An 11,357-nucleotide genomic window follows, 5' to 3' on the forward strand; every position below is an offset into this window, starting at 1 on the left:
GCCGCGGCGCTCAAAACCGCCCGACAGCTTACCGGAGAGGAGTTTTCCATGTCGATTGCCGCGCACCTTGTGGTCACCCTGCACTATGTTCTTACGGACGTTCTCAAGGACCCCCGGGTGCTTGACGATTCCGCCGCGCGGAACCAGCCCCTTGAGTATCTGCACGGCCACGACAATATCGTGCCCGGGCTCGAGCGTGCGCTTGCTGGCCATCGGGCGGGCGACGAGACGAGCGTGACGCTGTCACCCGCCGAGGCCTACGGTGAGCGCGACGAAGCGCTGGTGCGCGAGGTGGGGCGCGAGGCGTTTGGCGCCGCCGAGCCGACGCCGGGCAGCCGTTTTCAAACCGAAGGCGAGGCCGGCCCCCAGGTCGTTACCGTGCTGGCCGTTGACGGCAATAAGGTAACGGTGGATACCAACCACCCGCTGGCCGGCCGCACCCTGCGCTACGACGTGCGCATTGTGGGCGTGCGCGACGCCACCCGGGCGGAGCTGGCCAAGGGTCACCCCCTGGCGCCCGACGTCGACGCCTCAAGCGTCGAGGATAGCAAGGTGCTCTAGCGCGGTTGGCTCCGGGGCGATTAACGTAGCCCGCTAAGAGTAAAGATGACGTGGATCAACTCCCCCCGCCGCAGCGCGATGACGATGCCGGGGTAATTGATCCACGTCAGTTTTTGTTCGCCGTTTCCTGCCTAGTATGGAGCCAACACATCGCGGCGGGAGCAAGGCTATGTATTGGGATGATGCCGTCATTTTCGGCCTGATCACTGTCGGTATGATGATCGCTTTCATGGTTGGGTGGGTCGTTTTCATCGTGCGCGACCACCGCCGGAAACGCTAAGCAAACAAACTAAGCAAACAAAGCGGTAAGTCAGGGGCAACAGGGGAGAAAAAGAAAAGCGTTACTGGGTGCTACCAGTCGTCAGGGGGAAGGCCGAGGGAGAATCCCGAGGCTTTCAGTCGCCGGTTCTTCGGAGCCGGCTTTTTTTATGCGCGGACGGACAATGGCCGTCGGCAGAATTGACAAGCGTTCACTAATGCGGTTAATAGTAACAATACAACCAAATCTGGGCGCACGCGAGCGCTCACCCAAAGGAGCTGCCCATGCTGAACAACGCTGTGCTTTTCTTGATCATCGCCATCGTCGCCGCCTTTTTCGGCTTTGGTGGCGTGGCCGGCGTCGCCGCGACGATTGCCAAGGTGCTGTTTGTCATTTTCCTGATTCTGTTCGTGGTGTCGCTGGTGACGGGACGCCGATGACGTCATCGCCTATGGAGTACCCGGTACCCAGGTAAATCAGGTGCAGGGTTTGCCAGGGGCAGCGTCAAATAGCCTCGCGCCCTGCTCGTACGCTTTGGCATGTACGAGCAGGGCGCGAGTCTGTTAAGGGGCGGGCAACGCTCAAGGGGAGTCCAGCTGCCAGCGCCTCTGCCAGGTATTCAGCACGCGCTCGGGGTAGCGGGTGCGGCCCAGACTGCCGTTGTAGCGTGCCAGCGCCCGGGTGAAGTCGCCGTTTTCCTGTGCCAGGTAGTAGGCAAGAATCGTGCAGCCGTAGCGCAGGTTGCGCTCGGGCGCCTTCAGGTCGTCGGCGGCCAGGCCCAGCTCGTCGATCCAGAACGGCATGATCTGCATCAGCCCCACCGCGCCGGCAGGCGATACCGCCCCGGGGCGAAACGCGCTTTCCACCTCGATCAGCGCCAGCACCAGCGACGGCGGAAGCCCCGCGAGCCGGGCTTCGCGATAAAGGCGCGCCAGCAGCGTTTCGCGGGCTTTTACGTCGCCCATGAACGCCGCCAGCCGGCCGTCCATGGCGGCATGAAAGCGCCGCTGCCCCTGCTGCCGTTGGGCATCGGGCCTGGCGGCATCGAAAGTGGGCTGAACCTCGGCGAAGGCGACACCAGCCCCGAAAGCGAGCCCGCACAAAGCGCCGCTCAGGCGCTTCGCCAGGCGCGGCCCTCGCCGCTGCGAGTGTCGTCTCCGCGCGGGTCGGGGCATGGCGCTAGACCGTCTTTTCTTCCAGAAACGCCACGATCCGGTCAGCCGGCGTCATGGTCACGTCGCTGTCCCGGCGGCCCTTGTACTCAAGCTCGCCCCTGTCCAGGCCGCGGTCGCCGATGACGATGCGGTGGGGAATGCCCATCAGCTCCAGGTCGGCAAACTTCACCCCCGGCCGGGTGTCGCGATCGTCCAGCAGCACGTCGAAGCCGGCGGCGCTGAGCTGCTGATACAGCCGCTCGGCTTCTTCGCGCACGCGCTGGGACTTGTGCGCGTTCATCGGCACCAGCGCTACCTGGAAGGGGGCGATGGCGTCGGGCCAGATGATGCCGGCGGCGTCGTGGTTCTGCTCGATGGCGGCGGCCACCACCCGGGTGATGCCGATGCCGTAGCAGCCCATCCACGGGTGGCTGGTCTTGCCGTTCTCGCCGAGCACCGTGGCGTTCATGGCCTCGGAGTACTTCTGTCCCAGCTGGAAGACGTGGCCCACTTCGATGCCGCGCTTGATGGCAAGGGTGCCGTGGCCGTCCGGCGAGGGGTCGCCTTCCACGACGTTGCGCAGGTCGGCGACTTCGGGCAGGGCGGCGTCGCGCTCCCAGCAGATGCCGAAGTAGTGCTTGTCTTCCACGTTGGCACCGGCGGCAAAGTCGCTCATCAGCGCCACGCTGCGGTCGATGATGAGCGGCAGATCAAGGTTGACCGGCCCCAGCGAGCCCGGGCCTGCGTTCACCGCGGCGCGAATTTCGTCTTCGCCGGCAAGCGTCAGCGGAGTGGCGACCTGGGGCAGGTTTTCCGCCTTGACGTCGTTCAGAGTATGGTCGCCGCGGATGATCAGGGCGACGAGCCCGCCGTCGGCGCCGTGGACCATTAGCGTCTTGACGGTTTTCTCGATGGGCAGATCAAACTGCTCGACCAGGTCGGCAATGGTCTTGACGTTGGGCGTGTCGACCAGGCGCAGCGCTTCGGCGGGGGTGGCCCGGGCGGGGTCGCTGCCCAGGGGCGCGGCCAGCGCTTCGGCCTTTTCCATGTTGGCGGCGTAGTCGGAGCCGGTGGAGAAGACGATATCGTCCTCGCCGGAGTCGGCCAGCACGTGGAACTCGTGGGAGCCGGTGCCGCCGATGGAGCCGTTGTCGGCAATCACCGGGCGGAACTCCAGCCCCAACCGGGTGAAAATGCGCGTGTAGGCGTCGTACATGACCTGGTAGCTGTCCTTGAGGGAGGCCTCATCGACGTGGAAGGAGTAGGCGTCCTTCATGATGAACTCCCGAGAGCGCATCACACCGAAGCGCGGGCGGATCTCGTCGCGAAACTTGGTTTGGATCTGGTAGAAGTTCATCGGCAGCTGCTTGTAGCTGGCGATTTCCTTGCGCACAAGGTCGGTAATCACTTCCTCGTGGGTGGGGCCGACGCAGTAGTCCCGGGAGTGGCGATCCTTCAGGCGCAGAAGCTCGGGGCCATATTCCTCCCAGCGGCCGGATTCTTCCCACAGCTCGGCGGGCTGCACCGCGGGCATCAGCACCTCCTGAGCGCCGGCGCGGTTCATTTCCTCGCGCACCACGGCTTCGACCTTGCGCAGGGTCTTGAGCCCCAGCGGAAGCCAGGTGTAAAGGCCCGAGGTCAGCCGGCGGATCATCCCCGCGCGCAGCATCAGCTGATGGCTGATGACGTCGGCATCCGCCGGGGTTTCTTTCAGGGTGGCAATCAACAGTTGGCTGGCGCGCATGGGGACAACGATCCTTAAAGCTGGGCAGACGATTCACAAAAAGCGCAAAAAACGCTGCCGGCGGAGCGCCGGCAGTCGGGTATGCGGCTATTGTACGGCGAAGCGCGAAGCGCGGCAAAGAAAGGGCGGGGAAGGCCAGGGCTATTGCAGTTATTAGCCCCAGTCATCCGGATTGAGCCGTCAACAGGTCTGCGAGGGGGCGCTATGAATCCATCCCTGGACGCTACCTACGCCATCCTTGGCGTAGAACCCCCTCTTCGACCTGTTCCCGGCTCCAACTGCGATTGCCCTGCGGAGAAGGCGCCTAAGGCAAGGCTAACGGCTTATCGGGGCGGCGAAAAGGCCGCCGGGTCGTCGCTGATCACGCTGCGCGCGCCCCACTGCCAGAAGGGGGCAAACGCCGCCGGGTCGTTGGCGGTATAGCACAGCACGGCGTAGCCCGCCCGGCGGATCGCGCCGAACTGGCTCCGGGTGGCGTAGCGCCAGTCCAGATGCACGCTGAAGGCCTCCACCGCCGCGCATTGCCTGGCCCAGGCGGCGGGCAGCCGCTTATACAGCATGCCCAGCGCCAGCGCTTCGGGCGGGGCGATCTCGCGCGCGGCGGCCAGCGCCGGCTGGCTGAACGATGACACCAGCAGGCGTTCGGGTGGCAGTGCGGCAAGCGCGGCGGGCACGGCCTGCCGGGCAAGCGCGACGGGGTCGTGGCCGCGGTTGACCTTGAGCTCAAGGTTCAGCCCCATGCTCAGGCGTGCCAGCAGGGTAAGCATGTCGGTGAGGGTGGCGACGGGCTCGCCGTGAAAGGCCTCGCCGAACCAGGCGCCGGCGTCGAGCCGGGCGGCGCTTTCGCGATCCAGCCGGGTAAGCCGGGAGCGACCGTTGGAGCAGCGGTTGACGTCGCGGTCGTGCCAGATCACCGGCGTGCCGTCGCCCAGCAGCTGGACGTCGAGCTCGACCCAGCCAATGCCGGCGCGGTGGGCTTCGCGCACCGCGGCCAGGGTGTTTTCCGGGGCACGCCGGCTGTAGCCCCGATGGCCGATTACCGGCGGCAGGGCAGCGGCGGGGTGCGCTGCGACAGGACTCATTCGACGTAGGCACCCAGTTCGCGCATGCGCTGCTCAAAGCGGGTGACGTTATCCACCAGCTCGGCCGGCCCCCGGGCCACGCACTCGGCGAGTATGGCCTCGATCAGGGTGATGGCGGCAAGGATCGAGGGGAAAAAGTGCGGGGTGTCGCTTGCCAGGTTGAACACCAGGTCGGCTCCCGGCACCAGCGGCGAGCTCAGGGTATCGGTGATCACGACGATGCCGGCGCCGCTCTGGCGGACCACGTCCAGGGCGCGGAGGGTGTCGGCGCAGTAGGGGGCAAAGCCGAACACCACGGCGATATCCTCATCGCCGAAGGGGGCAAGCTCGGTGAGCAGGCCGCCCTCAAGCCCGCGGATCAGCTCGATGTGCGGCATGGCAATACGCCCCACATAGGCAAAGTGGTAGGCGCAGGCAAAGGTATCGCGAAAGCCGATGGCGGCAACGCGCCGGGCGCCCAGCAGGCGCTTGGCGGCGGCTTCCACCCGGGCCTGGTTGTCCGCGGTGAGCAGCGCGCCGAGGTTGGCCAGGGCGGAGTCGCCGATGTCGCCGAAGACGCTGCCGGGGCGCGTTTGGGGGCGGTGCTTGAGCCGGGTGGCGCGGCCGGAGAGCTCGCTTGAGCCTGCCTGCAGCGCGGCCTGGAACACCTGGCGGAAGGGCTCGTAGCTGCCAAAGCCCAGCTTTTGCGCCAGCCGTACCAGAGTGGAGGGCGTGACCCCGGCGGCGCTGGCCGAGCCGCGCACCGACTGGAAGGCCACTTCGCCCGGGTGATCGAGCACGTAGCCCGCCGCCTGGCGCAGCTGGGGGCTAAGGCCGGGGCAGGCATCCGCCAGGCGGCGGGACACCTCGCTCAGGCGGTCTTCGGCGGTCAGGTCGTTATCGGTGCTGGGCGTCATGGGGTTGGGTTGGCCGGGTGGATAAAAGGCGGGCGTGCTGATGGCGGCACGCGGTTTCAGCACGACTGTACCTGAAATAAGAAGCATGGCACAGCCGTGTTGACCCGCGCTGAGAGCGCGGCTATGATTGGGTATGAAACGTTTGTTTCTTTATAGGGAGTGATAGACACAAACGTGTTGTTATACCGTTTTTGACGCTCTGATCCTGACGACCACTTTCTACCCGGAAGATGCCCATGCCCTGTTTTGACGCCGCTGCCGAAGCGCTGCCCGAATACGACACCCTGCGCCTTGCCTGGCTGACAGCCGAGGCCGACAGCCGGGTGTTGGAAATCCGCCTGAACCGCCCCCACCGGCTGAACGCCGTGGTCGAAACCCTCTACGACGAGCTGCTCGATGCCCTGGCCTTTGCCCGGCGGGAAAGCCGGGTCCGCGCGCTGGTGCTGACCGGCGAAGGGCGGGCGTTTTGCGTCGGGGCGGACATGAAAGAGCACGGCGGCGCCGAGCGTACGCTTTACCAGCGGCGTGCCTATCTGCAGCGCGGCAACGACGTGTGCGAGGCGCTTTACCGCCTGCCCAAGCCGGTGATCGCCGCGGTCAACGGCTACGCCCTGGGCGCCGGCGCAGAGATGGCCGTGGCCTGCGACTTCATCCTCATGGCCGAGGAGGCGCAGATCGGCTTTCCCGAAACCGGCATCGGCACCTGCGTGGGCGGCGGTGTATCGAAGATTCTGCCGCACCTGGTGGGCCTCGCCCAGGCCCGGCGGCTTCTGTATACCGGCGAGAAAATCGGCGGCGCCGAAGCGGTCCGGCTGCAGCTGGCGCTGGCGGCTTACCCCGAGGGCGAGCTTGCCGGAGAGGCGCTGGCGCTGGGCGAACGGCTGGCCGCCCAGGCGCCGGTTTCCATGGCCATGCTCAAGCGGCTGGTCAACCTCGGCGCGGCCGAGGCGCTGGGCGATCATCTGCAGCAGGAGCTGGACGCGGTCTTTACCTGTTCGACCACCGAGGACTGGCAGGAGGGCGTGGACGCCTTTACGCAAAAGCGCGGCCCGCGCTTTCAGGGCCGCTAGCGCCGGCCCGGCCAGGCCCATTTTACTGACGTTCGCCGTCTTCTTTGCTCAACGCACCCCAGAGGTCAGCGCTACCATGACTGCCATTGACGACCCTTCCCCCGGGGAAAGCCCGCTGCACGCGCTGCTGGCCCCCGACAGCATCGCCGTGATCGGCGCTTCCAACAACCCTACCAAGCGCGGCTACAAGGCCATGCTGGGGCTGGTCCGGGGCGGCTACCGCGGGGCGATTTATCCGATCAACCCGAAAGCCGATGCCGTTCTTGGCGTTAGCGCCTGGCCCAGTATCGACGCCGTCCCCGAAAAGCCGGCGCTGGCGCTGATCTGCACCCCGGCGGCCACGGTGCCGGCGCTTATCGAGGCGTGCGGCCGGCGCGGCGTCAAGGGCGCGATCATCCTCGCCAGCGGCTTTGGCGAAGCCGGCGCCGACGGCGCCCGCCTGGAAGAGGCGATGCTAAGGCAAGCCCGGGCCTACGGCGTGCGGCTGATTGGCCCCAACACCTCGGGCGTGTTCAACCTGCATCATCACCTCAACCTGCTGGCGCTTGACCACCTCCAGGCCGGTGACATCGGCGTGGTATCACAGTCCGGCAACATGCTGCTATCGCTGGCGCTGGAGGCCGAGCACCACGGCCAGGTGGGCTTCAGCACCTACGTCGGCCCGGGCAACCAGAGCGACCTGGGCTTTGCCGACTACCTGCGCTACCTGGGCGAAGACCCGGCGACCCGGGTGGCGACGCTCTACATCGAAGGCTTCAGCGACGGCCGGGCGTTTTTGGACGCCGCGCGCAAGGTCAGCGCGGCCAAGCCGGTGGTGGTGTACAAGTCCGGCGCTACGGCCCAGGGGCAGCAGTCGGCCAGCTCGCACACCGGGGCGCTGGCCGGCAGCTACCCGATGACCGTGGATCTGCTGCGCCAGGCCGGCGTCAACGTGGTGCCGTACTCCGACGATATTCTGCCCGTGGCGGAAGGGCTCGGCCGGCTGCAGCGAGCGCCGGGGCGGCGCGTGGCGGTGATCGCCGACGGCGGCGGCCAGGCGACCATCGCCGCCGACCGGCTGGCCGAGGCCGGGCTTGAGCTGGCGACGCTGGCCGACGACACTCGGAAGATGCTTGACGCCGTGCTGTTTCCCCAGGCGTCCACGGTCAACCCGGTGGACGTGGCCGGCACTACCGATGACCATCCTTCGCTGCTGGCGACCTGCATGGAGATCGTGGCGGCGGACCCGGGCGTGGACGCCGTGCTGCTGGTGGGCCTGTTCGGCGGCTACGCCCGGCGCTTTGACGAATCGCTTGCCGACGACGAAATGCGCGGCGCCGAGGCGATGATCGAGCTGGCCAACAGCGGCGCCAAGCCCGTGGTGGTGTATAGCCTCTATGCCCCGGCCAGGCCGCCGGCGCTCGGGCGGCTGCGCGAGGCCGGCGTGCCGGTGTATGCCTCCATCGAGAACGCGGTGAGCGTGCTGGCCGCGCTGGGCGACCGCGGGGACTACCTGGACCGCGCCGCGGAGGCGCCGTTGGCCCCGGCGACCCCCGGCCCCAGGGGGCAGGCGCTGGTGGCGGGCGCCCGGCGCGAAGGGCGTCACCTGCTCGAGCCCGAGGCCAAGGCGCTGCTGGCCGAACACGGCATTGGCGTGCTGGAAGAGCGCCTGGTGCGCGACGCCGACGAGCTTGCCGAGGCGGCCCGGGCCTTCGCCGGCACGCCGGTGGCGATGAAGGTGGTCAGCCCGGATATCATCCATAAATCCGACGCCGGCGGCGTGGCGCTGAACCTGGAAGGCGAAGCGGCGCTTGCCGAGGCCTACGCCGGCATCCTGCGCTCGGCCCGGGAATATGCCCCTCAAGCGCGGATCGACGGCGTGCTTGTTACCCCTATGGCGCCCAAGGGCGTGGAGGTGATCGTCGGCCTGATGCGCGACCCGACCTTCGGTCCGGTGGTCATGTTCGGCCTGGGCGGCGTGCTCGTCGAAGTGCTGGAAGACGTGGCGTTTCGCGCCGCGCCGCTTAGCCGCCGGGACGCCGCCGACATGCTCGATCATCTCAAGGCCGGCCGGGTGCTGGACGGCGTGCGCGGAGCCCCGGGGGTCGACAAAAACGCGCTGATCGATCTGCTGCTCGGCGTCTCCCGGCTGATGGAGGCCTACCCCGACATCGCCGAGCTCGACTTAAACCCGGTAATTGCCTATCCCGACGGCTATGCCGTAGTGGATGCTCGTATTCTTTTAGCGACCGATGTGGAGTCTGCACCATGACCAACGCTCATGCTGAAACGCAAAATATACCGTTACCCAAGCTGACCGATGCGACGCTTGAACTGGAAGGGCGCATCGCCACCTTAACTCTTGACCGCCACGACGTGCGCAACGCCCTGACCGGCACCGCGCTGATCGACGACATCGTCGCCGTGGCCGAGTGGGTCAACCGCTGCGAAGACGTGTCGGTGCTGGTGATAACCGGCGCCGGCTCGACGTTTTCTGCCGGCGGCAACGTCAAGGATATGGCCGAGCGCCGGGGCGACTTTGCCGGCGACGTGGCCGAGGTGGCCGAGCGCTACCGCCGGGGCATTCAGCGCATTCCGCTGGCGCTGGCCGACGTGGAAGTGCCGATTATCGCCGCGATCAACGGCGCGGCCATCGGTGCCGGCTTCGATCTGGCCAACATGGCCGACATGCGCATTGCCTCCAACCGGGCCAAATTCGGCGAAACGTTCTTGAGCCTGGGGATCATCCCCGGCGACGGCGGCGCCTTTTTCATGCAGCGGCTGATCGGCTACCAGCGGGCCTTTGAGCTGACGCTTTCCGGCCGGGTGATCGGGGCCGACGAAGCCAGGGAGTACGGCATCGTGCTCGAAGTGACCGAGCCCGAGGCGCTCATGGATGCCGTCATGACCCACGCCCGGCGCATTGCCGCCCAGCCGCCCAAGGCCACCCGGCTGACCAAGCGGCTGATGAAAGAGGGCGGCGACGCCGAGCTGAAGCCGTTTCTGGAAAAGTGCGCGGTGTTTCAGGGCATGTGCCACAACGAGCCCGAGCACCTGGAGGCGGTCAACGCCATGCTGGAAAAGATGGCCAAGCGCTAGGCCGGTTTATACCCGGCCGGCTTAGGGGTATCATCGGCGGCGATGTTCAACCGGCGCCAATGCCGGCACTTACCCACTCAAGGAGCGCACAATGGAAGGGGTGAAGCACATGATTGCCGTTGCCTCGGGCAAGGGCGGCGTAGGCAAGTCTACGGTCACGGTCAATCTGGCGCTGGCGCTTTCTGCCCAGGGCTACCGGGTCGGCGTGCTCGACGCCGACATTTACGGCCCCAGCCAGGCGCAGATGCTCGGCGTCAAGGAGGGCGAGCGGCCGCAAACCGAAGGCGACAAGGCGTTTTACCCGCTGAAGGCCCACGGCATTCAGGCCATGTCCATGGCGTTTCTGATCGACAACAAGGAGCCCATGGTATGGCGCGGGCCCATGGTCGTGGGCGCCTTTCAGCAGCTGCTCAACCAGACGCTGTGGGACAACCTTGATTTCCTGCTCATCGACATGCCGCCGGGCACCGGTGACATTCAGCTGACGCTGTCACAGAAGGTGCCGGTCTCCGGCGCGGTGATCGTCACCACGCCCCAGGACATCGCCCTGCTGGACGCGCGCAAGGGCATCGAGATGTTCCGCAAGGTCAACGTGCCGGTGCTCGGCGTGGTCGAGAACATGAGCCTCTACCACTGCGAAAACTGCGGCCACGAAGCGCCCATCTTCGGCGAGGGCGGCGGCGACAGCATTGCTAAGGAGTACGATACCCAGGTGCTGGGACGCCTGCCGCTGAGCCTTTCGATCCGCGAGTTCGCCGACTCCGGCCGGCCGTCGGTCATTGCCGAGCCGGACAGCAGCGTCAGCCAGACGTTTGCCGACATGGCGCGCCAGGTCGCCGCCTCCATGGATCAGGCGCCGGGCGAGGGTCCGAGCATTTCGTTCAGCGAGTAACCCCGCCCACCTTCCGGGCGGGAGAGTCCGGGCCTGTTGAGACCCTTATATGAGCATAAAATCAGATAGATGGATCCGCCGCATGGCCCAGCGCGAGGGGATGATCGAGCCGTTTGAGGCCGATCAGGTGCGCTACTCGGGTGACCAGCGGGTGATTTCCTACGGCACCTCGAGCTACGGCTACGACGTGCGCTGCGCCGACGAGTTCAAGGTGTTCACCAACATCCACTCGGCGGTGGTGGACCCCAAGGGCTTCGACGAAAAGAGCTTTGTCGATGTGAAGGGCGACGTCTGCGTGATTCCGCCCAACTCCTTTGCGCTCGCGCGCACGGTGGAGTATTTCCGCATTCCGCGCAGCGTATTGACGATCTGCCTTGGCAAGTCGACCTACGCGCGCTGCGGCATCATCGTCAACGTCACCCCGCTGGAGCCCGAGTGGGAAGGGCACGTGACGCTTGAGTTTTCCAACACCACCAACCTGCCGGCGCGGATCTACGCCAACGAGGGCGTGGCGCAGATGCTGTTTCTGGAATCCGACGAGATCTGCGAGACGTCCTACAAGGATCGCGGCGGCAAGTACATGGGCCAGCGCGGCGTGACCCTGCCGCGGACCTGAGGATG

The 11,357-nt window shown here is 66.5% G+C and carries 12 protein-coding genes; 8 read left to right on the forward strand and 4 right to left on the reverse strand.

All coding sequences use genetic code 11. From position 1 onward, the window contains the following. Nucleotides 1-48: 48 nt before the first annotated feature. From RS027_RS02990 to RS027_RS03000, 3 genes are all read left to right on the forward strand, one after another. Nucleotides 49-561 (forward strand): FKBP-type peptidyl-prolyl cis-trans isomerase, encoded by a 513-nt coding sequence (locus RS027_RS02990; protein WP_311953892.1) that lies wholly within the window; start codon nt 49-51, stop codon nt 559-561. 169 nt (nt 562-730) lie between these two features. Continuing rightward, entirely contained in the window at nt 731-841 is a 111-nt protein-coding gene (gene ccoM / locus RS027_RS02995) for a cytochrome c oxidase subunit CcoM (RefSeq protein WP_311953895.1), read from the forward strand. A gap of 263 nt (nt 842-1,104) precedes the next feature. Then, the gene (locus tag RS027_RS03000; protein WP_311953898.1) at nt 1,105-1,260 is read left to right on the forward strand and encodes a DUF1328 domain-containing protein; all 156 of its coding nucleotides are present in this window, start codon (nt 1,105-1,107) and stop codon (nt 1,258-1,260) included. A 141-nt stretch (nt 1,261-1,401) separates the two neighbouring features. On the opposite strand, the gene RS027_RS03005 is transcribed toward RS027_RS03000, so the two are convergent. The 4 genes from RS027_RS03005 to RS027_RS03020 all read right to left on the reverse strand — a co-directional run bounded on the left by RS027_RS03005 (nt 1,402) and on the right by RS027_RS03020 (nt 5,759). Next, nucleotides 1,402-1,995 carry a lytic transglycosylase domain-containing protein gene (locus RS027_RS03005; RefSeq protein ID WP_311953902.1) on the reverse strand — a complete coding sequence of 198 codons (594 nt, stop codon included), beginning with the start codon at nt 1,993-1,995 and terminating at the stop codon, nt 1,402-1,404. Nucleotides 1,996-1,999: 4 nt separating this feature from the next. After that, the gene (locus RS027_RS03010) at nt 2,000-3,718 is read right to left on the reverse strand and encodes a proline--tRNA ligase (RefSeq protein ID WP_311953909.1); all 1,719 of its coding nucleotides are present in this window, start codon (nt 3,716-3,718) and stop codon (nt 2,000-2,002) included. A gap of 323 nt (nt 3,719-4,041) precedes the next feature. After that, complete coding sequence (locus RS027_RS03015; RefSeq protein ID WP_311953911.1) at nt 4,042-4,800, reverse strand: glycerophosphodiester phosphodiesterase family protein; 759 nt, start codon at nt 4,798-4,800, stop codon at nt 4,042-4,044. Then, complete coding sequence (locus RS027_RS03020; RefSeq protein WP_311953913.1) at nt 4,797-5,759, reverse strand: MurR/RpiR family transcriptional regulator; 963 nt, start codon at nt 5,757-5,759, stop codon at nt 4,797-4,799. Before RS027_RS03020 ends, RS027_RS03015 begins: the two co-directional genes overlap by 4 nt. A gap of 173 nt (nt 5,760-5,932) precedes the next feature. On the opposite strand from RS027_RS03020, the gene RS027_RS03025 reads away from it, so the two are divergent. From RS027_RS03025 to dcd, 5 genes are all read left to right on the forward strand, one after another. Next, entirely contained in the window at nt 5,933-6,766 is an 834-nt protein-coding gene (locus RS027_RS03025) for an enoyl-CoA hydratase/isomerase family protein (protein WP_311953916.1), read from the forward strand. 76 nt (nt 6,767-6,842) lie between these two features. Beyond that, on the forward strand, nt 6,843-9,017 hold the full coding sequence (locus tag RS027_RS03030; protein WP_311953919.1) for an acetate--CoA ligase family protein: 2,175 nt from the start codon (nt 6,843-6,845) through the stop codon (nt 9,015-9,017). After that, nucleotides 9,014-9,844, forward strand: coding sequence for an enoyl-CoA hydratase-related protein (locus tag RS027_RS03035; protein ID WP_311953923.1), 831 nt, complete (start codon nt 9,014-9,016; stop codon nt 9,842-9,844). Before RS027_RS03030 ends, RS027_RS03035 begins: the two co-directional genes overlap by 4 nt. 91 nt (nt 9,845-9,935) lie before the next feature. Beyond that, nucleotides 9,936-10,736 (forward strand): iron-sulfur cluster carrier protein ApbC, encoded by an 801-nt coding sequence (gene apbC, locus RS027_RS03040; RefSeq protein WP_311953926.1) that lies wholly within the window; start codon nt 9,936-9,938, stop codon nt 10,734-10,736. Between the two features lie 49 nt (nt 10,737-10,785). Next, nucleotides 10,786-11,352, forward strand: a complete 567-nt coding sequence (gene dcd, locus RS027_RS03045; RefSeq protein ID WP_311953928.1) for a dCTP deaminase — start codon at nt 10,786-10,788, stop codon at nt 11,350-11,352. Nucleotides 11,353-11,357: the final 5 nt, after the last annotated feature.

This window comes from Halomonas garicola, assembly GCF_031935715.1.
Taxonomy (GTDB): Bacteria; Pseudomonadota; Gammaproteobacteria; order Pseudomonadales; family Halomonadaceae; genus Vreelandella; species Vreelandella garicola.